Origin of the sequence: Klebsiella sp. C283 (genome assembly GCF_048822555.1) — a bacterium.
Classification (GTDB): Bacteria; Pseudomonadota; Gammaproteobacteria; order Enterobacterales; family Enterobacteriaceae; genus Klebsiella; species Klebsiella quasipneumoniae.
In genome coordinates, this window is sequence record NZ_JBMEZS010000010.1 from 240825 (window position 1) to 266723 (window position 25899).

Sequence of the window (25899 nt, forward strand, 5' to 3'; positions counted from 1 at the left end):
CGCCTTTTAAGGAATCATTATGGATATTATCAACAGCATTATTAGTCTGGGGGCATCAGTAATGATGCCAGTAATATTCTTTATTATCGCGCTTTGCTTTGGCGTTAAAATCGGTACGGCATTTAAAGCAGGGATGCTGGTCGGCATTGGTTTTGAAGGGGTGGGGCTGGTGATTGGCCTGCTGCTGACAAACCTGGGCCCGGCATCGCAGGCGATGGTTGAGCGTATCGGCCTGCAGTTAACGGTCGTTGATACCGGTTGGCCTACCGCATCGACTATTGGCTGGGGTTCGCCGCTGATGCTGCCCGTCGTGGTGGGCTTTATCGTCATCAACCTGGCCATGCTTCTGTTGAAATTAACCAAAACGGTGAATATCGATATTTTTAACTACTGGATTTTCCTGATCATGGGGTCTGTGGTCTATGCCGGAACGGGAAATTACTGGCTTTCTGTCGGTATTACTTTCGCTATTTTTGTGTTAACGCTATTGGCCGCAGATTTAACGGCGCCGTATTTACAAAAAAACTATAATCTTAAAGGGATATCATTCCCACATCTTACCTGTATAGCTTACGTGCCGTTTGGCATTGCCTGTAATTACATCATTGATAAGATCCCGCTCATCAATAAAATCAATTTCGATCCGGAAAGTATTAATAAAAAATTCGGCGTTTTTGGCGAGCCTCTTACCCTGGGGTTTGTGCTGGGACTGCTGTTGGCCTTCCTGGCTGGATATGACATTTCCGCTGCCGTTTCACTGGCCATTAAGGTTTCAGCCGCCATGCTGCTGCTGCCGAAAATGATTGAAATTCTGGTGCAGGGATTGTTGATTGTCCGTGATGCCGCTGAAGCAAAACTGAAGGCTAAATTTCCGGGGCGCGATTTTTACATCGGGATGGATACGGCGTTATTGATCGGTGAACCTTCGGTACTGGCGACCGGTCTGCTGTTAATCCCTATGGCTGTGGTGCTGTCTATCATTCTGCCCGGCAACCGCGTACTGCCCTTTGTCGATCTGGCTTCGTTAATGTTCCTGCTGGCAATGGTCACGCCGTTCTGTAAACGAAATATGTTCCGCATGTTCATAACCGGAACCCTGATCGTGACCTGCATCCTGTATGTCGGGACGGACATTTCGCAAGAATATACTCAGGCGGCGGTGAACTCACATATTCCGGTACCGGAAGGGATGGCCGAGATCACCAATATCGTCGGCGGCGCCACGACGCCTGTCGGCTGGCTGGCCGTCAAATTTGGCGAGTTTTTTAGCGCCACACCTTAGTACAAGACCACTTAAGTAAACAGAGGGCAAACTGTTGCCCTCAGTTCTTCCACTCATTCTGTGCGCTGAATAGCTGGCTCAGCGACGCTCCTGGTTTGAACATCTGACCAGCGCATCCGCCCCCTGCGCGGCGAGGTGGCTCATTTCTTTTGTGACCCCTCCCGTTTTCAACCCTACCTGCTATGCTCCTTCTTTCCCTGTTCACAGGAGATCCCGATGCTGACTATCTGGGGCCGAAAAACTTCCTCTAACGTGCAGGCGCTGATGTGGTGTGTTGGCGAGCTTGGGCTGGACTATCTCCGCTTCGACGTGGGCCATCGCTATGGCGGTACCGACAGCGAGGCGTTTTATCAGCTCAATCCCAATCGTACGGTGCCAGTGCTGCAGGATGGCGATAATCCGCCGCTGTGGGAAACCGGCGCGATCCTTCGCTATTTAGCCAGCCGCTACGCCGACGACGCTTTCTGGCCGGGCGACCTGCTGGCTCGTACTGAGGTTGATCGCTGGGCCGAGTGGTCAAAGCAGAATATTGCCCTCGGCTTTACGGCGCCGGTGTTCTGGCGCGCGGTGCGCACGCCCGCCGCCGTGCGGGATCCGCAGGCCATCGCCGCGGCGGTGACGGCCCTGGAGCAAAAGCTGGCGATTGCCGAGGCACGTCTCGCCGGCAGTCGCTATCTGGCGGGCGATACGCTCACCCTGGCCGACATCCAGTTTGGTCATGTGCTGTACCGCTACTTTGCAATCGATATCCCCCGTCGTCCCCTCCCCCATCTTGCGGCCTATTATGCACGGCTAACCGCACGGCCCGCCTTTCGCCAACACGTCATGGTCAGCTACGACGAGCTGAAGGTCTGAAGATGGTCGGTAGCGCCTCCCGACGCTACCGACACGCTGGTTAACGCGCCATCAGGACAAACACGCCCCAGCCGAGATATTCCCGGGTCCAGGTGACATGGTGCAGCGGCGCGGTGGTCAACTGCTGGCGAACCTCCGGCGCGAAGTCATCGTGCGGATTGGCCTCCAGCCAGCGGCGCATCGTCAGCCATTTCGCCGCTTCATAACGATCCCAGCCCTCCTGGTCCGCCAGCACCATCTCCACTACGTCATAGCCCAGTTCGCCGAAGTGGGCGACCAGCGCCGGCAGCGTCAGGAAGTCGTCGGGAGAGTGCGCGCCGCAGGCAACCGCCTCTTCCGCCGTGGCGGGGCGTTTGCGCCACCATGGCTCGCCGATCAGCAGCATACCGCCTGGGTTAAGGCTCTGCTTCAGCAGCGCAATCGTGCCTGCCACGCCGCCGCCGATCCACGTTGCCCCCACGCAGGCGGCAATATCGCACGGCTGACTAGCGACATACCCGCTGGCATCCTGGTGCACAAAGGTCACCCGGTCGCTCACCCCGAGCGCCTCTGCCCGGGCGGCCGCCTGCTGGCTGAACAGCAGGCTCATGTCCACCCCGGTGCCGACGATCTGATGATCGCGCGCCCAGCTACAGAGCATCTCTCCGGAGCCGCTGCCGAGGTCAAGAATGGAGGCGCCCGGCGCCATTCGCAGCGCCCGCCCCAGCGTGGCGTACTTTTCCGGGGTAAAAGGGTTATGAATACGGTGTTCGCTTTCACTGATAGTAAAAATGCGAGGGATATCGATCATGGTTTTTTCTCCTTGAGAGCCATACGCCCGGGCAGCGACCCTGCCCGGGTCGCTGTATCAGCGGTTGTCCGCCTGCGCGCGAACGTTGGTCAAACCGGTGGTGTTGATCCGGTACGGCTGGCCATTCACCGACTTAATCAGCTTTTTGGTTTTGAGCTTTTTGAAGACCGCGAGGGTGCAGTCGCTCAGCAACAGCCCTTCCCGGGTGTAGCATTCGACGGCGGTAATGCGGCCGGAGATATCGCGGACGTGCGCAATACGGCCACCTTTGGCGAGTACGTGTAAGGTCCGTTGTTCCTGACGGGATAAATTCATACTGAAACCTGTTCATTATCATGTGCGAAAACATGCCTACACCCGCAGGTGTGTGCGTAAGGTTTAAGCGCAGCGATAATCAGTCCGGCCTGGGCAGGTCGGGAAGCTGATTATCTGATAATGACATTCTCCAGCATCGAAGCCTCGGTGAGCATTGAAAGGTATTTACCAGCTGAATGTTAACACCTTCATCTGGTAAGGGTATTGCACAGATTAAAAACTGTGATCGGCGTTATGATTTACCCTCAGCCTTTCGGCATTTTGCCTTTTCCGCCACCCGCTTTGTTCCTCAACGTTAACCACCGCCTTATCTCTCTCGCATTGTTAAATAATTGTTGTCAGATCACAAAATAGAAACAAAAAGGCCATTCCGTACGCATTTTATAAAAATGTAGATATTTTTAATTTATGGCTACGAAATGAACATCACCCTGACCTTCCATTCCATTGCGAGGAACGATCCTGATGAACGCCCTGACCGCAGTAAAACCGACATCCGCGCCGTTAGCTCAACAATTCCCTGGCTTTACCGTCGCTCCTTCCGCCCAGTCGCCGCGCCTGCTGGAGCTCACCTTTTCCGCCGACACCACCGCCCAGTTTCTGCAGCAGGTCGCGCAGTGGCCGGTGCAGGCGCTGGAGTACAAATCTTTCTTACGCTTCCAGGTGGGCAAGATCCTCGACGATCTGTGCGGCAACCAGCTGCAGCCGCTGCTGATCAAAACGCTGCTCGACCGCGCGGAAGGCGCGCTGCTGATCAACGGCGAAGGGATCGATAACGTCAGCCAGGCCGAGGAGATGGTCAAGCTGGCCACCGCCGTGGCGCACCTGATTGGCCGTTCCAATTTCGACGCCATGAGCGGCCAGTATTACGCCCGTTTCGTGGTGAAAAACGTCGATAACTCCGACAGCTATCTGCGCCAGCCGCACCGGGTGATGGAGCTGCACAACGACGGCACCTACGTCGAAGAGCAAACCGACTATGTGCTGATGATGAAGATCGACGAGCAGAACATGCAGGGCGGCAATTCCCTGCTGCTGCATCTCGACGACTGGGAGCACCTCGACGAATTCTTCCGCGACCCGCTCGCCCGCCGCCCGATGCGCTGGGCCGCACCGCCGAGCAAAAACGTCAGCAAAGATGTCTTCCACCCGGTATTCGACGTCGACCAGTTAGGTCGCCCGGTGATGCGCTATATCGACCAGTTCGTCCAGCCGAAAGATTTCGAAGAAGGCACCTGGCTGAGCCGCCTCTCCGACGCGCTGGAGACCAGCAAAAACATTCTTTCTGTACCGGTTCCGGTAGGCAAATTTCTGTTGATAAACAACCTGTTCTGGCTGCATGGCCGCGACCGCTTTACGCCGCACCCGGACCTGCGCCGCGAGCTGATGCGCCAGCGCGGCTACTTTGCGTATTCCACGAATCATTACCAGACTCATCAATAAGGGTTTTCAGGCGAAGGAATTGAGCGGATGTATGATTTCGTGATTATCGGCGGCGGCATCATCGGCATGTCGACCGCCATGCAGTTAATTGAGATTTACCCGGATGCCCGCATTGCGCTGCTGGAAAAAGAGGCCGGCCCGGCCTGCCATCAGACCGGCCATAACAGCGGCGTGATCCACGCCGGGGTGTACTACACGCCCGGCAGCCTCAAGGCGCAGTTTTGCCTCGCCGGCAACCGCGCCACCAAAGCCTTTTGCGAGCAGAACGGCATCCGCTACGACGTCTGCGGCAAGATGCTGGTCGCCACCTCGCCGCTGGAGATGGAGCGGATGCGCGCCCTGTGGGATCGCACCGCCGCCAACGGCCTGCAGCGGGAATGGCTGAGCGCCGGGGAGCTGCGCGAGCGCGAACCGAACATCAGCGGACTCGGCGGGATCTTCGTCCCTTCCAGCGGCATCGTCAGCTACCGCGACGTGGCGGCGGCGATGGCGAAGAACTTCGAATCGAAAGGCGGCGCCATCGTCTACAACGCCGAAGTCAGCGCCCTGAAAGAACACGCCAGCGGCGTGGTCGTCCACACCCGCCAGGGCGGCGAGTATGAGGCCTCGACGCTGATTACCTGTTCCGGGCTGATGGCCGATCGACTGGTGAAAATGCTCGGCGTCGATCCCGGGTTTATCATCTGCCCGTTCCGCGGGGAGTATTTCCAGCTCGCTGCGCAGCACAATCAGATCGTCAACCATCTGATCTATCCGATCCCCGATCCGGCGATGCCGTTCCTCGGCGTCCACCTGACCCGCATGATCGACGGCAGCGTCACCGTCGGCCCCAACGCCGTGCTGGCCCTGAAGCGCGAAGGCTATCGCAAGCGCGATATTTCGCTGGCCGATACCCTGGAGATCCTCACCTCGCCCGGCATTCGCCGGGTACTGCAAAACAACCTGTGCTCCGGGCTGGGCGAAATGAAAAATTCGCTGTGCCGAAGCGGCTATCTGCGGCTGGTGCAGAAATACTGCCCGAGCCTGACATTGCGCGATTTGCGCCCGTGGCCGGCCGGCGTGCGGGCGCAGGCGGTGTCGCCGCAGGGCAAACTGATCGACGATTTTCTCTTCGTCACCACCGCGCGTTCCATTCACACCTGTAACGCGCCGTCACCCGCGGCGACGTCGGCTATCCCGATCGGCGCGCATATCGTCAGCAAGGTGCAGACCCTGCTGGCCAGCCAGAGCAATCCCGGACGCACGCTGCGTGCGGCACGTAGCGTGGAGACACTACACGCCGCTTTTACCCGTTAACCCCCTGAAGACAGGAAGCGATTATGCAACTCAACGATATGACTCTGTTTCGCCAGCAGGCGCTGATTGATGGTCAGTGGCGCGATGCGCCCAACGGCGACGTGATTGCGGTGACCAACCCCGCCAACGGCGAGCAGCTCGGCAGCGTGCCGAAAATGGGCGCTGACGAAACCCGACAAGCGATCGAAGCCGCTAACCGCGCCCTTCCCGCCTGGCGCGCCCTCACCGCCAAAGAGCGGGCGAATATTCTGCGTCGCTGGTTCGATCTCATGCTGGAGAACCAGGACGATCTCGCCCGTCTGATGACCCTCGAACAGGGGAAACCGCTGGCGGAAGCCAAAGGCGAAATCAGCTACGCCGCCTCCTTTATTGAATGGTTCGCCGAAGAAGGTAAACGCATTTACGGCGACACCATTCCGGGCCACCAGGCCGACAAGCGCCTGCTGGTGATTAAGCAGCCCATCGGCGTCACCGCCGCCATCACCCCGTGGAACTTCCCGGCGGCGATGATCACCCGCAAAGCGGGCCCGGCGCTGGCCGCGGGCTGCACCATGGTCCTGAAACCGGCCAGCCAGACGCCGTTTTCCGCGCTGGCGCTGGCCGAACTGGCGAATCGCGCCGGGATCCCCGCTGGGGTGTTCAACGTCGTCACCGGCTCAGCCGGCGCGGTCGGCGGCGAACTGACCAGCAACCCGCTGGTACGCAAGCTCTCCTTTACCGGCTCGACCGAGATTGGCCGCCAGCTGATGGAGCAGTGCGCGAAAGATATCAAAAAAGTCTCCCTGGAGCTGGGCGGCAACGCGCCGTTTATCGTCTTCGACGATGCCGATCTCGATAAAGCCGTCGAGGGGGCGCTGGCGTCGAAGTTCCGCAACGCCGGGCAAACCTGCGTCTGCGCCAACCGCCTGTACGTCCAGGACGGGGTGTATGACCGTTTCGCCGAGAAGCTGCAGCAGGCGGTGGAAAAACTACGCATCGGCGACGGCCTGCAGGAGGGCGTCACGACCGGCCCGCTGATCGACGAGAAAGCCGTCGCCAAAGTTGAAGAACACATTGCCGACGCCATCGCCAAAGGCGCAAAGGTGGTCACCGGCGGCAAACCGCACGCCCTGGGCGGCAACTTCTTCCAGCCCACCATCCTGGTCAACGTGCCTGACAGCGCCAAAGTGGCGAAAGAGGAGACCTTCGGCCCGCTGGCCCCGCTGTTCCGCTTTAAAGATGAAGCCGACGTCATTGCCCAGGCCAACGATACCGAGTTCGGTCTCGCCGCCTATTTCTACGCCCGCGATCTGAGCCGTGTGTTCCGCGTCGGCGAAGCGCTGGAGTACGGCATCATCGGCATCAATACCGGAATTATCTCCACCGAAGTCGCCCCGTTCGGCGGCGTTAAGGCCTCCGGCCTCGGCCGCGAAGGGTCGAAGTACGGCATCGAAGACTACTTAGAAATCAAATACATGTGTATTGGCCTTTAACAGGAGTGACGGATGAACAGCAATAAAGCAATGATGGCGCGTCGCAACGACGCGGTCCCGCGCGGCGTCGGCCAGATCCATCCTGTCTTCGCCGAGCGCGCGGAGAACTGCCGGGTGTGGGACGTCGAAGGGCGGGAATATCTCGATTTTGCCGGCGGTATCGCGGTGCTCAATACCGGCCACCTGCATCCGCAGATTGTCGCCGCCGTGGAGGACCAGCTGAAAAAGCTGTCCCATACCTGCTTCCAGGTGCTCGCCTACGAGCCCTACCTGGCGCTGTGCGAAAAGATGAACCAGAAGGTGCCTGGTGATTTCGCCAAGAAAACCCTGCTGGTGACCACCGGGTCGGAAGCGGTGGAGAACGCAGTGAAGATCGCCCGCGCGGCAACCGGGCGCAGCGGCGCGATCGCCTTCACCGGCGCCTATCACGGCCGCACCCACTACACCCTGTCGCTGACCGGTAAAGTGAATCCATACTCCGCCGGTATGGGCTTAATGCCGGGTCACGTCTATCGCGCCCTCTATCCGTGCGCGCTGCACGGCGTCAGCGATGACGAGGCGATCGCCAGCATCCATCGCATCTTCAAAAACGATGCCGCGCCGGAAGATATCGCCGCCATCATTATCGAGCCGGTGCAGGGTGAAGGCGGATTCTATGCCGCCTCCCCGGCCTTTATGCAGCGCCTGCGCGCCCTGTGCGACGAGCACGGCATTATGCTCATCGCCGATGAAGTACAGAGCGGCGCGGGCCGCACCGGTACCCTGTTCGCCATGGAGCAGATGGGCGTCGCGGCGGATATCACCACCTTCGCCAAATCTATCGCCGGCGGTTTCCCGCTGGCGGGCGTCACCGGCCGCGCGGAGGTGATGGACGCCATCGCCCCGGGCGGACTGGGCGGCACCTACGCCGGCAACCCCATCGCCTGCGCCGCCGCCCTGGCGGTATTGCAGATTTTCGAGCAGGAGAATCTGCTGGAAAAAGCCAACCAGCTCGGCGATACCCTGCGCCAGGGCCTGCTGGCGATCGCTGAAGATCATCCGGAGATCGGCGACGTGCGCGGTCTGGGAGCGATGATCGCCATTGAGCTGTTTGAAGAGGGCGACCACAGCAGGCCGAACGCCAGGCTGACGGCGGATATTGTCGCCCGGGCGCGCGACAAAGGTCTGATCCTGCTCTCCTGCGGACCGTACTACAACGTGCTGCGCATCCTGGTGCCGCTGACCATCGAAGAGGCGCAGATCGAGCAGGGGCTGAAGATCATCGCCGACTGCTTTACCGAGGCGAAACAGGCATAGCACACCAGACATGCGGACACGAAGTACGTTAGTAAGGGAATAAAGACGAGACCTGCAAAACAACAATAATACGCGTGCCCCGGCGCGGGAATGTCGGGGCGCTCTCCCAGGTGACACACTTCGAGAGGGTAAATGATGGGGCAACTGTCGCAATCACAGGATTTAGGGGCGGGGCTGAAGTCGCGCCACGTCACGATGTTATCTATCGCCGGGGTGATCGGCGCGAGTTTATTTGTCGGATCCAGCGTCGCCATTGCCGAGGCGGGCCCGGCGGTGCTGCTGGCCTATCTGTTTGCCGGGCTACTGGTGGTGATGATTATGCGTATGCTGGCCGAAATGGCGGTCGCCACGCCGGATACCGGCTCCTTTTCCACCTACGCCGATAAAGCCATCGGCCGCTGGGCGGGGTATACCATCGGCTGGCTGTACTGGTGGTTTTGGGTATTGGTTATTCCGCTGGAAGCCAATATCGCGGCGATTATTTTGCATTCATGGGTGCCGGGCGTCCCGGTGTGGTTGTTCTCTCTGGTCATCACCCTCGCCCTCACCGGCAGTAACCTGCTGAGCGTCAAAAACTACGGCGAATTCGAGTTCTGGCTGGCGCTGTGCAAAGTGGTCGCTATTCTGGCGTTTATCATACTGGGCGCGGTCGCCATTACCGGCTTTTATTCGTATGCCGAAGTGAGCGGCATTTCGCGTCTGTGGGATCACGGCGGCTTTATGCCCAACGGCTTCGGCGCGGTGCTGAGCGCGATGCTGATCACCATGTTCTCGTTTATGGGCGCGGAGATTGTCACTATTGCCGCCGCCGAATCGGATACCCCGGATAAACATATCGTGCGCGCCACCAACTCGGTGATCTGGCGTATCTCTATTTTTTATCTGTGCTCGATCTTTATCGTCGTCGCCCTCATCCCATGGAATATGCCGGGGCTGAAGAGCATTGGCTCCTACCGCTCGGTGCTCGAGCTGCTGCATATTCCCTATGCCAAGCTGATTATGGACGGCGTGATCCTCCTGTCGGTCACCAGCTGTCTGAACTCGGCGCTGTATACCGCCTCGCGGATGCTCTACTCCCTGAGCCGCCGCGGCGATGCGCCGGCCTTCATGGGGCGGACCAACCGCAGCAAAACGCCGTACGTGGCGGTGCTCCTCTCCACCGGCGCGGCGTTCCTCACCGTGGTGGTGAACTACTACGCGCCTGCCAAGGTGTTTAAATTCCTCATCGACAGCTCCGGCGCCATCGCCCTGCTGGTCTATCTGGTGATCGCCGTTTCGCAACTGCGGATGCGTAAAATCCTTCAGGCGCAAGGCGGGGAGATCCGTCTCAGAATGTGGCTCTATCCGTACCTGACCTGGCTGGTGATCGCCTTTATCACCTTCGTGCTGGTGGTGATGCTGTTCCGTCCGGCGCAGCAGCTGGAGGTGATCTCTACCGGCCTGTTAGCATTGGGAATTATTTGTACGGTACCGATTATGTCGCGCTGGAAAAAGCTGGTATTGTGGCAAAAACTGCCGCTGCAAAATACGCGTTAACCCTGTTCCCGGCCCCCGCCGGGAAGAGTATTCAGGAGTAAGATCATGACCGCCATTTCCCAGGCGACGGCCATTGACGGGTACCGTTGGTTAAAAAACGACATCATCCGCGGGGTCTACCAACCCGATGAGAAGCTACGGATGAGCCTGTTGACCTCGCGCTATGCCCTGGGGGTCGGTCCGCTGCGCGAGGCGCTTTCGCAGCTGGTGGCCGAGCGGCTGGTGACGGTGGTCAATCAGAAAGGCTATCGGGTGGCGCCCATGTCGGAACAGGAGCTTCTCGATATCTTCGACGCGCGCGCCAACATGGAAGCCATGCTGGTGCGCCTCGCCATCGAGCGCGGCGGCGATGAGTGGGAGGCGGAGCTGCTGGCCCGCGCCCATCTGCTCAACAAGCTGGAGTCGTGCGAGGCAAGTGAGCGCTTACTCGATGAGTGGGACCAGCGCCACCAGGCGTTTCACACCGCCATCGTCGCCGGCTGCGGTTCGCAGTATCTGCTGCAAATGCGCGAGCGGCTCTTCGATCTGGCAGCCCGCTACCGTTTTATCTGGCTGCGCACCACCGTCCTGTCGGTAGAGATGCTGGAAGATAAGCATGTCCAGCATCAGACCCTGGTGGACGCTATTCTGGCGCGCGACGCCGAGCAGGCCAGCGCGCTGATGCGCGAGCACTTACTGACGCCGATCCCGATTATTCAGCAGGCGATGGCCGGCAAGCTGCAGCCGCAGGCAGTGTGAGTCAGGTGGCGGGGTGGAGAGTGCGGGTGGGGCGGCAAAGCCTTCGTCACGCTCCTCCACGCCGCACGGGCGTGGAGAAATCGTATCTGTAGATCAATCAGGCGCGCAGGCGAACCGGCTCGCTGAAATCGTCGGCCGGTTCCAGCTTCAGATTAAAGGTGGTCAGCAGCGCTGCGGCGCGCTCGTGAAACTCGCGCAGCGTTTTTTCCAGTCTGTCGCTCACTTCCGGGTCGTCAATGTCGACCGCCTGCCATGACCCTTCTTTATTGAACAGGCCAAACTGGTAGCTATAGGTGAAACGTGACTCTTGTGCTTCCATTTCCATCCACCAGCCCCAGAATTCACGCTTCTCCGGTGCGGGCTTAACGTTGACGCAAACTGCCAGGCAATCGAAAAAGAAACGGTTGTCATGGCACTGCTCTTCGCGAATGTAAGGCCCTAGCGCCGTGAATTTCTTGATCAACTTACTTTTCAGGTGTCCACTCGGTAACGTCATTGCGATCTCCTTTAGTGATGCAACTGTTTTACCAAACCAATAGAATTTAGCAATAAATTAACCAAATCTATGGTTGATCCAGCGGGCGATCTGTCGCAATGCGTGATCAAAATTGCGATACACCGGGTTAAACGGGATCTCCAGCAGTTTGCCATCGGCAGATGACGAGGTGATTAACCGCGACTCCTCTTCGGGGCTGAACGGATCGTCCTTCCAGAAGCCGGAGAGCATCGGCGTCGGGCAACGGCGTCCCAGCAGTCCCTGGGTTTTTAACGAGTAGCGGTTGAGCTCCACGCGCAGCGCTTCATCGGACGCGTCATGCATGCCCAGCCGCGAGGCCAGCACGTCGAGGTACATCTCCGGCACGCGCCCCTGATGCAGAGGATCCACCAGCAGACCGTGGACCACCGGCCCCAGACAGGCTACGGCCTTCAGCCGCTGCGGTTCCAGGTAACCGAGACGCACCGCAATATTGGCGCCAAAACGGAAGCCGAAGGCGGCGACCCGGGTATGGTCGATCCATGGCACATTTTCCAGATGGCGCAGCGCGTGCTGATGCAGCAGGCTGGTGTCCTGATTCAGCGTCCATTTTGACGAGAAGCCGATGGAGGGCATATCAATGGTCAGCATGGCAATGCCGAGCGGTGAGAAGTAGTTCTCATACAGGTTGTAATAATCCGTCTGCAGCGAGTCCAGCCCCCCGCACATCAGCACCGTCGGAAACGGCCCCTCGCCTTTCGGCATATGCAAAAAGCCGGTTATCGGCGAACCGCCAGGGATGGTGAACTCCAGCTCGCGCAGGGCGCCAGGCAGCCGCTGGGCGGCCTCTTCATACGCCCGGTTGGCTAGAGCCTGCGCCTGTTCCGCCAGCTCATCGCCTTTAATATGCGGATAAGCGGCAATGCTGTACAGGTTCGAAGCATGCAGCCAGTGGCGGCCGCTCAGCAAAGGATCGGCTTCCTGCCCGGCCTTTTGCTGCCACTGCATCGCCTCTTTCGCCCACTCAAAGATCCAGTTGCCGCCGCGATAGCCGATGACGGTATCGAACAGCTCGGGATCCGTTCGTTCGGCCTCGCTCATCACAATGCGCGCTTGCACATCAAGGATCTCCTGCGGGGTTACGCCGCGCCAGATCCACATTAAGCGATTGATCAGACGGTACCAGTGTTCGACGTGATTGCCGCTCAGCGCTGACTGCATCGCCTGGGGTTTTCCGGCAGAAAACCGGCGCACCAGCGTAGAGGTTTCGGGATGTTTGAAGCGAGGTTTAAACAGCGTTTCGCTGAGGTTAGCCTGTGACATGTGCAGTCTCCGTCGTAGTGCCACTCCGGATATTGTAACCTGCTATAGGATAAAAAAAACCACGCCCGGCAAGCCGGGCGTGGTAAATAGCACTGTCCTGAAGAATTAACGACCTGCGATAGGCGGTACAAACACCACGCCCATATCCCACGGCTGTTCAATCCAGGTATCCTGCGGAATATCAACCACGTAATCATCGACCAGCGGACGGCCTGCCGGTTTGGCGAAAATGGTGACGAAGTGCGCTTTGGGATACATTTCGCGGATCGCCACGGCGGTCCCGCCGGTATCCACCAGATCGTCGATAACGATAAAGCCTTCGCCATCGCCTTCCGCACGTTTCAGCACTTTCAGCTCGCGCTGGTTATCATGGTCGTAGCTGGAGATGCATACGGTATCAACATGACGAATGCCCAGTTCACGCGCCAGTAAGGCCCCCGGTACCAGTCCACCGCGGCTAACGGCAATAATGCCTTTCCATTGCTCAACCGGCAGCAGACGGCTGGCCAGTTTGCGGGCGTGAATCTGCAACATGTCCCAGGTGACGACGTATTTTTCGCTCATGTGAAGTGTCCCAGCCTGTGTAATACGGCTTAAATAATGTTCGAGGGGGAAAATGGTTGCGCGAGATTATAGAGATCTGACGCACTAAAAACCAGTGTTAAGCGGTTTGCGCAACGCTTTTTGCGTTGTTTACACTACCTGCGGCGGTGGAAAGTGGTATTCTCACCCCCATCGCGCAAGCCCGGGCTTGTTGTGTATTTTAACGCTAACCCTCGTCCTGCAACCGCTGTATGCAGGAGTCTGTAAGGAGACTTACCGTGTCTGAACTGTCTCAACTATCCCCGCAGCCGCTTTGGGATATTTTCGCCAAGATTTGCTCCATCCCGCACCCGTCCTATCACGAAGAACAGCTCGCCGAGCACATTATGGGTTGGGCAAAAGAAAAAGGCTTACACGCGGAACGCGACCAGGTTGGCAACATTCTGATTCGTAAAGGCGCGACTGCCGGTATGGAAAACCGTAAGCCGGTAGCGCTGCAGGCGCACCTCGATATGGTGCCGCAGAAAAATAACGACACCGTCCACGACTTCGCCAAAGATCCGATCCAGCCGTACATTGACGGCAAATGGGTGAAAGCGCGCGGCACCACGCTGGGCGCGGACAACGGTATCGGGATGGCGTCCGCACTGGCGGTACTGGCCGACGACAGCGTCGCTCACGGCCCGCTGGAAGTGCTGCTGACCATGACCGAAGAAGCCGGTATGGACGGCGCCTTCGGTCTGCAGGCCAACTGGCTGCAAGCCGATATCCTGATCAACACCGACTCCGAAGAAGAAGGCGAAATCTATATGGGTTGCGCCGGCGGGATCGATTTCACCTCTAACCTGGCGCTGACCCGCGAAGCGATTCCGGCCGGTTTCCAGAGCTTTAAAGTGACCTTAAAAGGGCTGAAGGGCGGCCACTCCGGCGGTGACATCCATCTCGGCCTGGGTAACGCCAACAAGCTGCTGTCGCGCTTCCTTGCCGGTCATGCCGATGAGCTGGATCTGCGTCTGGTCGATTTCAACGGCGGTACGTTGCGCAACGCCATCCCGCGCGAAGCATACGCTACTGTCGCCGTCGCCGCGGATAAAGCCGATGCGCTGAAAGCGCTGGTGAATACTTACCAGGCGCTGCTGCAAAACGAGCTGGCGGCCAAAGAGAAGAACCTGGTGGTGCTCCTGGAAGCGGTAGAGAACGACAAAGCGGCGCTGACTCAGGCCTCCCGCGACGGTTTCATCCGCCTGCTGAACGCCACGCCGAACGGGGTTATCCGCAACTCTGACGTGGCGAAAGGCGTAGTAGAAACCTCGCTGAACGTCGGCGTCGTCACCATGACCGATGACAATGTGCAGATCCACTGCCTGATCCGCTCGCTGATCGACAGCGGCAAAGACTATGTGGTCAGCATGCTGGAATCTCTGGGTAAACTGGCGGGGGCGAAAACCGAAGCCAAAGGCGCTTACCCTGGCTGGCAGCCGGACGCCAACTCGCCGGTGATGCACCTGGTGCGCGAGACTTACCAGCGTCTGTTCAACAAGACGCCGAACATCCAGATCATCCACGCCGGTCTGGAATGCGGCCTGTTCAAGAAACCGTATCCGGAAATGGACATGGTCTCCATCGGACCAACCATTACCGGTCCGCACTCCCCGGATGAGCAGGTCCATATCGAGAGCGTCGGCCAGTACTGGACGCTGCTGACCGAGCTGCTGAAAGCCATTCCGGCTAAATAAGCACCACCACCGGCGGCAGCCCGCCGCCGGTTTCTCCCCCTCACCTTAGCGTCCCGCGCTTTCCATCCGGTAGTTAATAAACCACTCCCCGCGCGCCGCCACCCGCTGCTCAGCCACCACCTTAAAGCCATGGGCCGTAAAACAGGGTCTCGCGGTAATGCTGGCGTCCACCGTCAGGATTTGCGCAGGATACTGAGCGCAGAGCGCCTCGATAAGCGCGCCGCCGATACCCTGCCGGCCGTGATCCGGCGAGACAAAGAGCAAATCGATATGCGTCCCGATGGCGGTGATAAAGCCAACCGGTTGATTCTCTATCTCCGCCACCAGCCCGTTTGCATCAGCCAGCTTTTGCCGCCAGCGCGTCTCATCCACCTGCGCCCAGGCCGCAATCTGCGCCGGAGTATAGTCCCGGCAGGCCGTTTCCCGCACCGCGCGCAGGAATATCCGACAGAGCAGTGGTAAATCGTTGTCGCGGTAAGGACGTATGTGCATGGTTAAATCCCTAATAAAAGCTGCCTTTCCAGCTGCGGATCGAGCAGCGTCACGTGGAGCCCAACCAGGCGCACGCCACGTCCGCCGCGGCGCTCATCCCAGGCCTTGTGCGCGGTGGCAATCAGATCCGCTTTGTTCAGCTGCGGCCAGACGTGCTCCTGGGTGGTCAGCTGGAAGTCATTGAATTTCAGTTTAATACCCTGACGGGCGATCAGCAGGTCCGGTTTGACCTTCGCCAGCCGGCGCTCCAGTTCGGGATAGAGATTTTCGATAATCGCTTCGCACTCTGACCATTCATGGATATCTTCCGCTAATGTCCGCTCTACCCCCACTGACTTGCGCTGCCGGTCGTTATGGATTTCCCGCTCATCAATCCCGTGGCTGCGCTCCCACAAAATACGGCCGAATTTACCGAAGCGCTTAAGCAGCATGGCCAGATCGCTGTTCTGTACATCGCCACAGGTACGCAGGCCCATATTTTCCAGCTTCGCCGCCGATACCTTCCCGACGCCGGGTATTTTCGCCAGCGGCAGCGCCCGTACAAACTCAGCCACCTGATGGGGAGCAATAACGAACTGGCCGTTGGGTTTATTCATGTCGGAGGCGATTTTGGCAAGAAACTTTACCGGCGCTACCCCCGCCGAGGCGGTGAGGCGCAGCTCCCGTTCGATGGTTTCGCGGATCTCCTGGGCGATCAGGGTGGCCGACCCGTGACAATGCACGCTGTCGCTGACATCAAGATAGGCTTCATCCAGCGACAGCGGCTCAATGCGCGAGGTATAGCGGGAGAAAATTTCGCGGATATGGTTCGAGGCTTCTTTGTAGGCATCAAAGCGGCCGGGAAGCAGCGTGAGATGCGGGCACAGCTTGAGCGCCGTCGCCGTCGGCATGGCGCTACGCACGCCAAACTTACGCGCAGGATAGTTCGCGGTACTAATCACGCCACGCTGTACCCGACTGCCGCCTATCGCGAGAGGTATATCGCGCAACGCCGGGTTGTCGCGCATCTCCACCGCCGCAAAGAAACAGTCCATATCGACATGGATAATTTTACGCATCGTCAGACTCAACACTGTATACCCATACAGCATAGCAAAACTCGCTGCGAATTTTATGCTTTTTTTATTTCATCGCCCGGAAAAGCGGTTAAAACATAAAACTGCAATAAATTATGTTTATTTTCATAAAGTTAACCGATAAATCTGGAAGATATAATCATGAAGAAAATACTTACCGCACTTTGCCTGCTGGCCTCCGCCGGCGCCTGGGCCGCCCCGCAGCTGATTGCCCATCGCGGCGGCACCGGCGATGCGCCAGAGAATACCCTGCCGGCCATTAAGCTGGCGCTGGAGAATAACGCCGAGGCCATCTGGGTCACGGTACAGTTAAGCCACGACGGCGTGCCGGTGCTCTACCGGTCAAGCGATCTTTCCGCATTGACCAATAGCGAGGGCAACGTTTCCAGTTTGACCGCCGCCGAGCTGGCGAAAGTCGATGCCGGCTGGAAATGGGGTGATGACAGCCACCCCTGGCGCGGCAGGCAGGCCACCATTCCCACGCTGCAAGCCGTTTTGCAGCAATGGCCGCACACGTTCTTCTACATCGACATTAAATCTCCGGATGCCGACCCGACCGTGATGGGCGAGCGCCTGCTTGCGGTGTTAAAAGCTACGCACAGCCTCGATCGCGTGCGGGTCTATTCCACCGAAGACCGCTATATCGCCGCGCTGCCGCCGGCTATTCCCCGCTTCGTCACCCGCAGCGAAACCCGCACCAGACTTGCCAGTATTTCGCTCAGCCATCAGTGCCTGCCTGCCAGCCAGCGCGAAGGCGAGCAGTGGTATGGGCTGGAGCTGAAGCGCAAGGTAGAGGTGGTGGAGAAATTCACCCTTGGGGAAGGGGTCTCCCCGGCGACGCTCACCTGGGATAAAGAGGCGATGGATTGCTTCCGCTCGCAGGGTAAAGCGCACATTATCTTCTTCGGCATCAACAGTGCGGAAGATTACCGCACGGCGAAAGAGCTGGGCGCTGACGGCGTGATGGTCGATTCCCCGGCGCAGGCGAAAAGCTGGCAGTAAGCGAGTCAATGGCTAAAAAAGGCCGCGAAAGCGGCCTCACGTTGCTGGCATGTTGTTGCCGGGTGGCGGCTACGCCTTACCCGGCCTACCCTTCCAGGACTGGCTGGTAACTCACCGCCGGGCCTGGGGCAGTTGAAACTGCCGGTGCTGGCCGGAGCCCGGGGGCGGCGGCGACTGGCCGCCCCCTGTGCGCTCCCTGCGCCATGAGTGGCATCACGCAAAAGAAATATCGGGAGCGCAATCTGCCCGGAAACCTCACAGATTACAAAATGCGCCGCTGCTGGCGCTGCGCCTCGCGGGCGAGACGTTTCTTACGCGCGTCGCAAGGCTCAGGACAGTCGCAGACTTTCTCCAGTCCCAGCGAGGAGATCCCGCCGCAGCTGCCCTGAATGCTCTTGCGCTTCACCAGGTAGCCCAGCGACATCCCGAGGATCACCAGCGCAAAAATCACAAAGGTTGCGACAAACACCGTCAGCATCGTCAGCCTCCAAAGTCGTCGAGCAGAATATTCTCGTCCTCGACGCCCAGATCCTTCAGCATCTTAATCACCGCGGCATTCATTACCGGCGGCCCGCACATGTAGAACTCGCAGTCTTCCGGCGCCGGATGATCGCGCAGATAGTTCTCGTACAGAACGTTATGGATAAAGCCGGTATGCCCCGTCCAGTTATCTTCCGGCAGCGGATCGGAGAGCGCAACGTGGAAGGTAAAGTTCGGGTTATCCCGCGCCAGCTGTTCAAACTCATCATCGTAGAACATCTCGCGCAGCGAGCGCGCTCCGTACCAGAAGCTGATTTTGCGTGTGCTGTGCAGGCGCTTGAGCTGGTCGAAAATATGCGAACGCATCGGCGCCATCCCGGCGCCGCCGCCGATAAACACCATCTCCGCGTCGGTCTCTTTGGCAAAGAACTCGCCGAACGGCCCCGAAATCGTCACCTTATCGCCCGGCTTCAGCGACCAGATATAGGACGACATGATCCCCGGCGGGGCATCCGGCACCTTCGGCGGCGGCGTCGCAATGCGCACGTTGAGCATAATGATGCCCTTCTCTTCCGGATAGTTAGCCATCGAGTAGGCGCGCAGGGTCGGCTCTTTCACCTCAGAGACGTAGCGGAACAGGTTGAACTTGTCCCAGTCCGAGCGGTATTCATCCGGGACATCGAAGTCAGCATAGGCCACTTTATGCGGTGGGCATTCGATCTGAATATAGCCCCCGGCGCGGAACGGCACCACCTCCCCCTCGGGGATCCGCAGCTTGAGCTCTTTAATGAAAGTGGCTTTGTTATCATTGGAGATAACTTCGCATTCCCATTTTTTGACGCCGAAGATTTCTTCCGGTAGCTCAATCTTCATGTTTTGCTTCACCGCGACCTGGCAGGCCAGACGGCAGCCGGCTTTGGCTTCGCGTTTGGTAATATGCGAAAGCTCGGTCGGCAGGATATCGCCGCCACCCTCTTTGATAGTCACCCGACACTGGCCGCAGGAGCCGCCGCCGCCGCAGGCGGAGGAGACAAAAATCCCGTTGCTGGACAGCGTGTTCAGCAGCTTATCCCCCGCCGGGGTACGGATCTGCTTATCCGCTTCGTTATTGATCTCAATAACCACGTCGCCCGCGTTCACCAGCTTTGAGCGCGCTGCCAGGATAAGCCCCGACAGCACCAGCACAATCAGCGTGAACATCACGACGCCAAGAATAATTTCCATACTTATTCGCCCTTATAGCTGCACGCCGGAGAAGGACATAAAGCCCAGCGCCATCAACCCGGTAGTGATAAAGGTGATCCCTAACCCGCGCAAACCGGCAGGCACGTTGGCGTACTTCATCTTTTCGCGGATCCCCGCCATCGCCACGATCGCCAGCATCCAGCCGATGCCGGAGCCGAAGCCGTAAACGATGGATTCCGGGAAGTTGTAATCACGCTGCACCATGAACGACACACCGCCGAAAATCGCGCAGTTAACCGCAATCAGCGGCAGGAAGATCCCCAGCGCGTTGTATAGCGCCGGGAAGTACTTATCGAGGATCATCTCGAGGATCTGCACCAGCGCGGCGATCACCCCGATAAAGGTGATGAAGTTCAGGAAGCTGAGGTCTACCCCCTCCACCAGCGCGCCGTCGCGCAGCACCAGGTTATACACCAGGTTGTTGATCGGTACGGCAAGACCCAGCACCACCGTCACCGCAACGCCGAGGCCGAAGGCGGTGGAGACCTTTTTCGACACCGCGAGGAAGGTACACATCCCGAGGAAAAAGGCCAGCGCCATGTTCTCAACAAACACCGCGCGGACAAACAGGCTAATGTAATGAGCCATCATCGATTACTCCTTTTCCTGCTGTTCAGGCTTCCAGCTACGCAGGGCCCAAATCAGTAAACCGATAATGAAGAACGCGCTCGGCGCCAGCAGGAACAGGCCGTTCGGCTGATACCAGCCGCCGTTCTGCACCGTCTCCAGCACCGTGATACCGAACAGCTTGCCGCTGCCGATAAGCTCGCGCAGGAAGCCGACGATAATCAGGATCGCGCCGTAGCCGAGACCGTTGCCGATACCGTCCATAAAGCTGGCCAGCGGCGGCGACTTCATGGCGTAAGCTTCGGCGCGGCCCATCACGATGCAGTTGGTGATGATAAGCCCGACGAATACCGACAGCTGCTTGGAAGTCTCATAGGCGAAAGCCCGCAGTAGCTGATCCACCACGATAACCAGCGAGGCGATGATCGCCATCTGCACGATGATGCGCACGCTGTTGGGAATGTGGTGGCGGATCATCGAGATAAACATGCTGGAGAACGCCGTCACCAGGGTCACCGCAATGGTCATCACGAAGGCGGTTTCCAGCTTAGTGGTGACCGCCAACGCGGAGCAGACGCCCAGCACCTGCAGGGCGATGGGGTTATTGGCGATGAGCGGCCCCACCAGCACGCGCTTCACCTCTTTCATCTCGCTCTGTTCAGCCATTGTTCAGCCCTCCTTCACGCACCTTTTTCAGGAACGGACCAAAGCCCAGTTCACCCATCCAGAAATCAAAGCTGTGCTGTACGCCATTTGACGTCAGCGTGGCGCCCGATAAGCCATCAACCGCATGCAGGTCACCAGCGCGCGCGCCGCCTTTGACCACTCTCAGCGCCGGCATGCCGTTGTCATCCAGCACCTGCTTGCCGACAAACTGCTGGCGCCAGTTCGGGTTCTCCACTTCGCCGCCCAGCCCCGGGGTCTCCCCCTGGTCATAGTAGGTAATGCCTTTCACCGTGCGGCCATCGACGTCCAGCGCCACGAAGGCGTACATCATCGACCACAGGCCATTGCCATAAATGGGCAACACCACCTGCTCAATCTTCTTCTGCGCGTCGCGCACCAGGTAGATTTCCGCCAGATTGCTGCGGCGTTTAATCCCCGCCGGATCCTGGCTGGCATCCAGCGCCATACTCTGCTGCGGATCCTTCAGCGCCTGGGCCTGATTGAATTTTGCCGGGTCTTTCTCCAGCAGCTCGCCGGTCGCCAGATTCACCAGTCGCGGCGAAATGCGCGCCGCGAAGGTGTCGGCGACCGCATCAGCATCCATGCCGGGCTGCATCAGGCCGGACACCGCCAGGATATTACGCTGCTTATCCAACGCCCGCTGCGCCTGCTGGCGGGATTTCAGCCCCACGGCCGAGCCCGCTACCACGATGGAGCAGACCAGACAAAGCACCAGCACCACCAGCAGCGTTTTGCCGATGCTATCGTTACTTTTCTTCTCAGCCACGCGACTTCCTCCGCTTAATATTGGCCTGCACCACCAGGTAATCGAACAGCGGTGCGAAGAGGTTGGCGAAGAGGATCGCCAGCATCATCCCTTCCGGATAAGCCGGGTTCACCACGCGGATCAGCACGCACATCACGCCGATCAGCACGCCGTAACTCCATTTCCCTTTATCGGTAAACGAGGCGGATACCGGGTCCGTCGCCATAAACATCATGCCGAAGGCGAAGCCGCCGAGTACCAGATGCCAGTACCATGGCATAGCGAACATCGGGTTGGTGTCGGAGCCGATAACGTTAAACAGGGTAGCGGTGGCGACCATACCGATCATCACCCCGGCGACGATGCGCCAGGACGCGACGCGGCCAAAGAGGATGATCGCGCCGCCGATCAGGATCATTAGCGTGGAGACTTCGCCAATCGAGCCCGGAATATTGCCGAGGAAGGCGTCCATCCAGCTCACCGGGATGCCGGTAGCGACGTTAACCAGCGCTTCACCGCCGCCGCTGGCCCACTGGGAGAGCGGCGTAGCGCCGGAAAAACCGTCCGCCGCCGTCCACACCAGGTCGCCGGAGATTTGCGCCGGATAGGCGAAGAACAGAAACGCGCGCCCCGCCAGCGCCGGGTTGAGGAAGTTGCGCCCGGTACCGCCGAAAATCTCTTTAGCGATCACCACCCCGAAGGAGATCCCCAGCGCCGCCTGCCACAGCGGCAGCGTGGGCGGGACGATCAGCGCGAACAGAATCGAGGTGACAAAGAAGCCTTCGTTGATTTCATGCTTGCGCACGATAGCGAACAGCACTTCCCAGAAGCCGCCGACGATAAAGACGGTGATATAGATCGGCAGGAAGAAGACCGCCCCCAGAGTCATCATGCTCAGCCAGCCGGCGTCGGAGCTGAAGCTCACCCCTAACCACTGGGCGACGCTATAGTGCCAGTTGTTGGCGATCGCCTGCTGCAGTTGTTCGGCGCCGTAAAGCTTATGCAGCGCCGGTATGGTCTGCAGCCCGACGTTATACATCCCCCAGAACATCGCCGGAAAGACGGCAAACCACACGAGGATCATCAACCGCTTGAGGTCGATGGCGTCGCGCACATGCGCCGCGCCGCGGGTGACCTGGCCTGGGGTGTAGAAGATGGTCGCCGCCGCTTCATACAGCGGATAATATTTTTCCAGCTTGCCGCCGTGCGTGAAATGCGGCTCAATTTTTTCAATCAGATGCTTTAAGCCCATCTCTTATCCTTCCTGCTCAATCCGGGTTAATACGCTGCGCAGCGCAGGGCCATATTCATACTTACCGGGGCAGACGTAGGTGCACAGCGCCAGATCTTCTTCATCCAGCTCCAGACAGCCCAGCGCCTGAGCGCTGTCGGTATCCCCGGCCAGCAGATCGCGCAGCAGTACGGTCGGCAGGATATCCAGCGGCATCACCCGCTCGTAGTTGCCGATCGGCACCATCGCCCGCTCGCCGCCGTGGGTATCGGTAGAGAAATGAAAGCGCTTGCGCCTGAAGAAATGGCCCAGCGTGGTGCGGGTAATCGAGAACTTCTCTTTGCCCGGCATCACCCAGCCGAAGAGCTCTTTTTCCCGTCCTTCTTTAACCACGCTCACCTGCAGATGGAAGCGCCCGAGGAAGGCGTGAGGGCCATGGGCGCGGGTGCCGCTGAGCACCGAGCCGGAAATGACCCGGTTTTCCCCCTCCTGCAACTCGCCTGCAAGCAGATCGTCCAGGCTGGCGCCCAGCGTCGTCTTGACCAGTCGCGGCGATATCACCTGCGGGCCGCCGAGCGCGATCACCCGTTCGCAGTAGAGCTCCCCGTCGAGGAAAAGCTTACCAATGGCGATCGCGTCCTGATAATTGAGGTGCCAGACCTGCTTATTCAGGCTCACCGGCTCGAGGAAATGAATATGCGTTCCCGGCAGCCCCGCCGGGTGCGGCCCGCTAAACTGGTTAAAACTGACCTGGCCGACAGGATGACCGCCGAGCTTGCCGCCGCTGGGCTGGCAGACGTGGACTTTCCCGTCGGTCAGACGCGTAAGCACGGTAAGGCCAGCGTCGAAAGCGGCCCGTTCGGCCAGAATAATCGGCTGCGGCTCCGCCGCCAGCGGATTGGTATCCATGGCGTTGACAAAGATGGCGGCCGGCACGCTGCCCGGGAGCGGCGTTTTACTGAATGGCCGTGTGCGCAGCGCGGTCCACTGGCCCGACGCCAGCAGCTGCTGCTGCACGGTGTCGCGCGGCAGTTCAGCCAGCGCGTCCGCGGCGTAACGCGTAAACGCCACCGCGTCATTGCCCTCGATATCAATCACCACCGACTGCAACACGCGCCGTTCACCGCGGTGGATCGCGCTGACGACCCCGCTCGCCGGGGCGGTAAAGCAGACGCCGGGATTCTTTTTATCTTCGAACAGGATCTGACCTTTTTTGACCCGATCGCCTTCTTTGACCGCCATGGCGGGACGCATGCCGACGTACTCTTCGCCGAGTAGCGCGACGCGCTTCACCGCTGGCGCGGGAGAAATCTGCTGTAATGGCATGCCAGCTATGGGCAAATCCAGCCCTTTTGTGATTTTAATCATATCGTTAGCAGGTATCCGTAACCTCAACCCCGACGCAGGCCGGGGCCAGCTTATTGACAGAATGGCAGAGAAGAAAGGGCGAAACGGCGCCAGATGCGCTCAGGACGGAAGAGAAGCATCCTTTCTTACTCTGGTGATGAACCGGCGCAAGTGTAACATTTCGTGAGCGTCGGCTGTAGCGCGAGAGGCAATAAGTGCTTCTAAAATGCGAGCTATTGCGCAAAGTTCTCACTGTGTTTTCGTCGCTGGCAGGGTATAAAGTGAGGCGGAATTGTAAACGCCGCCACGTCGCCCTTGCGAAAAAATGCCGTGATGCTAATGTGAGCGCTCTAAATCCAGAAAACTCTGATTTCGGGTCTCTCTTGCCGTCCTGGCAATGTGGCTATTTTGTTTTATCAAGGAACAAGCAGTATGCGCAAAATCGCATTATTTATTGCGATGCTTCTGCTGCCGTGCATGTCATTTGCCGGGCTGCTCAGCAGCAACAGCCCGACGACGCCGGTTAGCAAAGAATATAAGCAGCAATTAATGGGTTCACCGGTTTACATTGAGATCTTTAAAGAAGAGCGCATGCTCGACCTTTACGTCAAAATGGGTGAGACCTACCAGCTCCTCGACAGCTATCGGATCTGCAACTACTCCGGTGGCCTGGGCCCGAAACAGCGCCAGGGCGATTTCAAGAGCCCGGAAGGGTTCTATAACGTCACCCGCAGCCAGCTCAAACCCGACAGCCGCTTCTATAAAGCGATCAATATCGGCTTCCCGAACGCCTACGATCGCGCCCATGGTTATGAAGGGAAATACCTGATGATCCACGGCGACTGCGTCTCTGTCGGCTGCTACGCTATGACCGACAGCGGGATCGATGAGATCTTCCAGTTCGTGACCGGCGCCTTAGTCTTCGGTCAGCCAAGCGTGCAGGTGAGTATCTATCCGTTCCGCATGACCAACGCCAATATGGAACGCCACAAATACTCCTACTATGCGGATTTCTGGAAACAGCTGAAGCCTGGCTATGATTATTTCCAGCAAACCCACAAACCGCCGGTCGTATCAGTGACCGACGGCCGCTATGTGGTGAGCAAGCCGCTCAGCCACGAGGTTGTCCAGCCGCAGCTGGCCTCAAACTATACGCTCCCCGAGACAAAATAACGCCCACTCGCCTGGCATGATCTTATGCCAGGTCTCATTGGCCGTCAGCGGCTGCGTGGCGATAACCGTGACCACATCGTTGGGTGTGGTCTCGCGTTGAAAGTCGATCTCCACATCCTGGTCCAGCAGTTTTGCCACGCCGAACGGCGCCCGCCGGGTGATCCAGTGCAGGTTGGTCGAGCAGAACGCCATCACATAGCGTCCGTCCGACAGCAGCATGTTGAACACCCCTTTCTCACGCAGTTCCCCCGCCAGGGCGGCGATATACTTAAATACTCCCAGCATATTGCCCGGCGTACGCGGGTAGCGCTCGGTTAAGCGGTGCAGCAGCCAGCAGAAGGCCTTTTCACTGTCGGTTTCACCGACCGGGTGGAAATTGCCGGTTTTCAGCGACTTATAGCCTTTGAGCTGCCCGTTGTGCGCGTAGGTCCAGTTACGCCCCCACAGTTCGCGGGTGAACGGATGCGTATTCTCCAGGGCCACCATCCCGCGATTGGCCTGGCGGATATGCGCGACGACGGAACAGGACTTAATGGGGTAATCCTGGACCAGTTTCGCGATCGGCGACTGAAAGCTCGGCTGCGGATCTTTGAATGTGCGACAGCCTTTGCCTTCATAGAAGGTGATGCCCCAGCCGTCTTTATGCGGCCCCGTCCCGCCTCCTCGCTGTACCAGCCCGGTAAAGCTAAAACAGATATCTGTTGGCACATTGGCGCTCATCCCGAGCAGTTCGCACATAGATCACCTCACCATC

Annotated in this window: 26 protein-coding genes; 11 read left to right on the forward strand and 15 right to left on the reverse strand. The window is 58.8% G+C overall.

From position 1 onward, the window contains the following. Positions 1 to 19 precede the first annotated feature (19 nt). Positions 20 to 1282, forward strand: a complete 1263-nt coding sequence (locus ACOI7Z_RS20565; protein WP_023288522.1) for a PTS galactitol transporter subunit IIC — start codon at positions 20 to 22, stop codon at positions 1280 to 1282. Between the two features lie 216 nt (positions 1283 to 1498). Continuing rightward, entirely contained in the window at positions 1499 to 2137 is a 639-nt protein-coding gene (locus ACOI7Z_RS20570) for a glutathione S-transferase family protein (protein WP_087849230.1), read from the forward strand. A gap of 40 nt (positions 2138 to 2177) precedes the next feature. Here the strand turns inward: ACOI7Z_RS20570 and ACOI7Z_RS20575 are convergent, their stop codons facing one another. Both ACOI7Z_RS20575 and ACOI7Z_RS20580 read right to left on the reverse strand, forming a co-directional pair. Further along, positions 2178 to 2927: an SAM-dependent methyltransferase gene (locus ACOI7Z_RS20575; RefSeq protein ID WP_050533125.1), complete on the reverse strand. Its 750-nt coding sequence runs from the start codon at positions 2925 to 2927 to the stop codon at positions 2178 to 2180. Between the two features lie 57 nt (positions 2928 to 2984). Further along, positions 2985 to 3242: a YjhX family toxin gene (locus tag ACOI7Z_RS20580; RefSeq protein WP_023288519.1), complete on the reverse strand. Its 258-nt coding sequence runs from the start codon at positions 3240 to 3242 to the stop codon at positions 2985 to 2987. Positions 3243 to 3707: 465 nt separating this feature from the next. On the opposite strand from ACOI7Z_RS20580, the gene glaH reads away from it, so the two are divergent. The 6 genes from glaH to csiR all read left to right on the forward strand — a co-directional run bounded on the left by glaH (position 3708) and on the right by csiR (position 11023). After that, positions 3708 to 4685, forward strand: a complete 978-nt coding sequence (gene glaH, locus ACOI7Z_RS20585; RefSeq protein WP_087849229.1) for a glutarate dioxygenase GlaH — start codon at positions 3708 to 3710, stop codon at positions 4683 to 4685. A gap of 27 nt (positions 4686 to 4712) precedes the next feature. After that, entirely contained in the window at positions 4713 to 5981 is a 1269-nt protein-coding gene (lhgO, locus tag ACOI7Z_RS20590) for an L-2-hydroxyglutarate oxidase (protein ID WP_087849228.1), read from the forward strand. Between the two features lie 23 nt (positions 5982 to 6004). After that, on the forward strand, positions 6005 to 7453 hold the full coding sequence (gabD, locus tag ACOI7Z_RS20595) for an NADP-dependent succinate-semialdehyde dehydrogenase (protein ID WP_023288516.1): 1449 nt from the start codon (positions 6005 to 6007) through the stop codon (positions 7451 to 7453). A gap of 12 nt (positions 7454 to 7465) precedes the next feature. Beyond that, positions 7466 to 8749 (forward strand): 4-aminobutyrate--2-oxoglutarate transaminase, encoded by a 1284-nt coding sequence (gabT, locus tag ACOI7Z_RS20600; RefSeq protein ID WP_032453043.1) that lies wholly within the window; start codon positions 7466 to 7468, stop codon positions 8747 to 8749. A 135-nt stretch (positions 8750 to 8884) separates the two neighbouring features. Next, positions 8885 to 10285 (forward strand): GABA permease, encoded by a 1401-nt coding sequence (gene gabP, locus ACOI7Z_RS20605; protein WP_087849227.1) that lies wholly within the window; start codon positions 8885 to 8887, stop codon positions 10283 to 10285. A gap of 45 nt (positions 10286 to 10330) precedes the next feature. Then, on the forward strand, positions 10331 to 11023 hold the full coding sequence (csiR, locus tag ACOI7Z_RS20610) for a DNA-binding transcriptional regulator CsiR (RefSeq protein ID WP_023288513.1): 693 nt from the start codon (positions 10331 to 10333) through the stop codon (positions 11021 to 11023). A gap of 97 nt (positions 11024 to 11120) precedes the next feature. Here csiR and crl read toward each other — a convergent pair whose 3' ends face one another. The 3 genes from crl to gpt form a co-directional block, all read right to left on the reverse strand. Further along, positions 11121 to 11519, reverse strand: a complete 399-nt coding sequence (gene crl, locus ACOI7Z_RS20615; RefSeq protein ID WP_002889793.1) for a sigma factor-binding protein Crl — start codon at positions 11517 to 11519, stop codon at positions 11121 to 11123. 57 nt (positions 11520 to 11576) lie between these two features. Next, positions 11577 to 12821, reverse strand: coding sequence for an esterase FrsA (gene frsA / locus ACOI7Z_RS20620; RefSeq protein ID WP_023288512.1), 1245 nt, complete (start codon positions 12819 to 12821; stop codon positions 11577 to 11579). A 105-nt stretch (positions 12822 to 12926) separates the two neighbouring features. Then, on the reverse strand, positions 12927 to 13385 hold the full coding sequence (gpt, locus tag ACOI7Z_RS20625) for a xanthine phosphoribosyltransferase (RefSeq protein ID WP_002889733.1): 459 nt from the start codon (positions 13383 to 13385) through the stop codon (positions 12927 to 12929). 257 nt (positions 13386 to 13642) lie between these two features. Here gpt and pepD point away from each other — a divergent pair, with 257 nt between their 5' ends. Continuing rightward, positions 13643 to 15100: a cytosol nonspecific dipeptidase gene (gene pepD / locus ACOI7Z_RS20630; protein ID WP_087849226.1), complete on the forward strand. Its 1458-nt coding sequence runs from the start codon at positions 13643 to 13645 to the stop codon at positions 15098 to 15100. Positions 15101 to 15145: 45 nt separating this feature from the next. Here the strand turns inward: pepD and ACOI7Z_RS20635 are convergent, their stop codons facing one another. Then, positions 15146 to 15592: a GNAT family N-acetyltransferase gene (locus tag ACOI7Z_RS20635; RefSeq protein WP_048296768.1), complete on the reverse strand. Its 447-nt coding sequence runs from the start codon at positions 15590 to 15592 to the stop codon at positions 15146 to 15148. A gap of 2 nt (positions 15593 to 15594) precedes the next feature. Further along, complete coding sequence (gene dinB, locus ACOI7Z_RS20640; RefSeq protein WP_048296767.1) at positions 15595 to 16650, reverse strand: DNA polymerase IV; 1056 nt, start codon at positions 16648 to 16650, stop codon at positions 15595 to 15597. A 159-nt stretch (positions 16651 to 16809) separates the two neighbouring features. Between dinB and ACOI7Z_RS20645 the strand changes: the two genes are divergently transcribed. Next, positions 16810 to 17670 carry a glycerophosphodiester phosphodiesterase family protein gene (locus ACOI7Z_RS20645; protein WP_087849225.1) on the forward strand — a complete coding sequence of 287 codons (861 nt, stop codon included), beginning with the start codon at positions 16810 to 16812 and terminating at the stop codon, positions 17668 to 17670. Positions 17671 to 17932: 262 nt separating this feature from the next. Here ACOI7Z_RS20645 and nqrM read toward each other — a convergent pair whose 3' ends face one another. The 7 genes from nqrM to ACOI7Z_RS20680 are packed head-to-tail and all read right to left on the reverse strand — an operon-like array spanning position 17933 to position 23993. Next, positions 17933 to 18148, reverse strand: coding sequence for a (Na+)-NQR maturation NqrM (gene nqrM / locus ACOI7Z_RS20650; RefSeq protein ID WP_004204638.1), 216 nt, complete (start codon positions 18146 to 18148; stop codon positions 17933 to 17935). 2 nt (positions 18149 to 18150) lie between these two features. Beyond that, entirely contained in the window at positions 18151 to 19374 is a 1224-nt protein-coding gene (gene nqrF, locus ACOI7Z_RS20655; RefSeq protein WP_004204637.1) for an NADH:ubiquinone reductase (Na(+)-transporting) subunit F, read from the reverse strand. Positions 19375 to 19386: 12 nt separating this feature from the next. Then, positions 19387 to 19983, reverse strand: coding sequence for an NADH:ubiquinone reductase (Na(+)-transporting) subunit E (gene nqrE, locus ACOI7Z_RS20660; RefSeq protein ID WP_004177335.1), 597 nt, complete (start codon positions 19981 to 19983; stop codon positions 19387 to 19389). A 6-nt stretch (positions 19984 to 19989) separates the two neighbouring features. Beyond that, the gene (locus ACOI7Z_RS20665; protein WP_023288507.1) at positions 19990 to 20628 is read right to left on the reverse strand and encodes an NADH:ubiquinone reductase (Na(+)-transporting) subunit D; all 639 of its coding nucleotides are present in this window, start codon (positions 20626 to 20628) and stop codon (positions 19990 to 19992) included. Further along, entirely contained in the window at positions 20621 to 21415 is a 795-nt protein-coding gene (locus ACOI7Z_RS20670) for a Na(+)-translocating NADH-quinone reductase subunit C (RefSeq protein WP_087849224.1), read from the reverse strand. Before ACOI7Z_RS20670 ends, ACOI7Z_RS20665 begins: the two co-directional genes overlap by 8 nt. Beyond that, positions 21408 to 22646 (reverse strand): NADH:ubiquinone reductase (Na(+)-transporting) subunit B, encoded by a 1239-nt coding sequence (locus tag ACOI7Z_RS20675; protein WP_087849223.1) that lies wholly within the window; start codon positions 22644 to 22646, stop codon positions 21408 to 21410. Before ACOI7Z_RS20675 ends, ACOI7Z_RS20670 begins: the two co-directional genes overlap by 8 nt. 3 nt (positions 22647 to 22649) lie before the next feature. Further along, the gene (locus tag ACOI7Z_RS20680; protein WP_049013284.1) at positions 22650 to 23993 is read right to left on the reverse strand and encodes a Na(+)-translocating NADH-quinone reductase subunit A; all 1344 of its coding nucleotides are present in this window, start codon (positions 23991 to 23993) and stop codon (positions 22650 to 22652) included. Between the two features lie 411 nt (positions 23994 to 24404). Here ACOI7Z_RS20680 and dpaA point away from each other — a divergent pair, with 411 nt between their 5' ends. Next, positions 24405 to 25145: a peptidoglycan meso-diaminopimelic acid protein amidase gene (gene dpaA, locus ACOI7Z_RS20685; protein WP_023288503.1), complete on the forward strand. Its 741-nt coding sequence runs from the start codon at positions 24405 to 24407 to the stop codon at positions 25143 to 25145. Here the strand turns inward: dpaA and ACOI7Z_RS20690 are convergent. Beyond that, the gene (locus tag ACOI7Z_RS20690) at positions 25116 to 25883 is read right to left on the reverse strand and encodes a class II glutamine amidotransferase (RefSeq protein ID WP_065883914.1); all 768 of its coding nucleotides are present in this window, start codon (positions 25881 to 25883) and stop codon (positions 25116 to 25118) included. The genes dpaA and ACOI7Z_RS20690 overlap by 30 nt on opposite strands. Positions 25884 to 25899: the final 16 nt, after the last annotated feature.

What these genes read in the sequence shown, in the direction of transcription:
- ACOI7Z_RS20565 (WP_023288522.1), top strand. Translation starts at nt 20, where the DNA reads ATGGATATTATCAACAGCATTATTAGTCTGGGGGCATCAGTAATGATG.
- ACOI7Z_RS20570 (WP_087849230.1), top strand. Translation starts at nt 1,499, where the DNA reads ATGCTGACTATCTGGGGCCGAAAAACTTCCTCTAACGTGCAGGCGCTG.
- ACOI7Z_RS20575 (WP_050533125.1), bottom strand. Translation starts at nt 2,927, where the DNA reads ATGATCGATATCCCTCGCATTTTTACTATCAGTGAAAGCGAACACCGT.
- ACOI7Z_RS20580 (WP_023288519.1), bottom strand. Translation starts at nt 3,242, where the DNA reads ATGAATTTATCCCGTCAGGAACAACGGACCTTACACGTACTCGCCAAA.
- glaH (WP_087849229.1), top strand. Translation starts at nt 3,708, where the DNA reads ATGAACGCCCTGACCGCAGTAAAACCGACATCCGCGCCGTTAGCTCAA.
- lhgO (WP_087849228.1), top strand. Translation starts at nt 4,713, where the DNA reads ATGTATGATTTCGTGATTATCGGCGGCGGCATCATCGGCATGTCGACC.
- gabD (WP_023288516.1), top strand. Translation starts at nt 6,005, where the DNA reads ATGCAACTCAACGATATGACTCTGTTTCGCCAGCAGGCGCTGATTGAT.
- gabT (WP_032453043.1), top strand. Translation starts at nt 7,466, where the DNA reads ATGAACAGCAATAAAGCAATGATGGCGCGTCGCAACGACGCGGTCCCG.
- gabP (WP_087849227.1), top strand. Translation starts at nt 8,885, where the DNA reads ATGGGGCAACTGTCGCAATCACAGGATTTAGGGGCGGGGCTGAAGTCG.
- csiR (WP_023288513.1), top strand. Translation starts at nt 10,331, where the DNA reads ATGACCGCCATTTCCCAGGCGACGGCCATTGACGGGTACCGTTGGTTA.
- crl (WP_002889793.1), bottom strand. Translation starts at nt 11,519, where the DNA reads ATGACGTTACCGAGTGGACACCTGAAAAGTAAGTTGATCAAGAAATTC.
- frsA (WP_023288512.1), bottom strand. Translation starts at nt 12,821, where the DNA reads ATGTCACAGGCTAACCTCAGCGAAACGCTGTTTAAACCTCGCTTCAAA.
- gpt (WP_002889733.1), bottom strand. Translation starts at nt 13,385, where the DNA reads ATGAGCGAAAAATACGTCGTCACCTGGGACATGTTGCAGATTCACGCC.
- ACOI7Z_RS20635 (WP_048296768.1), bottom strand. Translation starts at nt 15,592, where the DNA reads ATGCACATACGTCCTTACCGCGACAACGATTTACCACTGCTCTGTCGG.
- dinB (WP_048296767.1), bottom strand. Translation starts at nt 16,650, where the DNA reads ATGCGTAAAATTATCCATGTCGATATGGACTGTTTCTTTGCGGCGGTG.
- ACOI7Z_RS20645 (WP_087849225.1), top strand. Translation starts at nt 16,810, where the DNA reads ATGAAGAAAATACTTACCGCACTTTGCCTGCTGGCCTCCGCCGGCGCC.
- nqrM (WP_004204638.1), bottom strand. Translation starts at nt 18,148, where the DNA reads ATGCTGACGGTGTTTGTCGCAACCTTTGTGATTTTTGCGCTGGTGATC.
- nqrF (WP_004204637.1), bottom strand. Translation starts at nt 19,374, where the DNA reads ATGGAAATTATTCTTGGCGTCGTGATGTTCACGCTGATTGTGCTGGTG.
- nqrE (WP_004177335.1), bottom strand. Translation starts at nt 19,983, where the DNA reads ATGGCTCATTACATTAGCCTGTTTGTCCGCGCGGTGTTTGTTGAGAAC.
- ACOI7Z_RS20665 (WP_023288507.1), bottom strand. Translation starts at nt 20,628, where the DNA reads ATGGCTGAACAGAGCGAGATGAAAGAGGTGAAGCGCGTGCTGGTGGGG.
- ACOI7Z_RS20675 (WP_087849223.1), bottom strand. Translation starts at nt 22,646, where the DNA reads ATGGGCTTAAAGCATCTGATTGAAAAAATTGAGCCGCATTTCACGCAC.
- ACOI7Z_RS20680 (WP_049013284.1), bottom strand. Translation starts at nt 23,993, where the DNA reads ATGATTAAAATCACAAAAGGGCTGGATTTGCCCATAGCTGGCATGCCA.
- dpaA (WP_023288503.1), top strand. Translation starts at nt 24,405, where the DNA reads ATGCGCAAAATCGCATTATTTATTGCGATGCTTCTGCTGCCGTGCATG.
- ACOI7Z_RS20690 (WP_065883914.1), bottom strand. Translation starts at nt 25,883, where the DNA reads ATGTGCGAACTGCTCGGGATGAGCGCCAATGTGCCAACAGATATCTGT.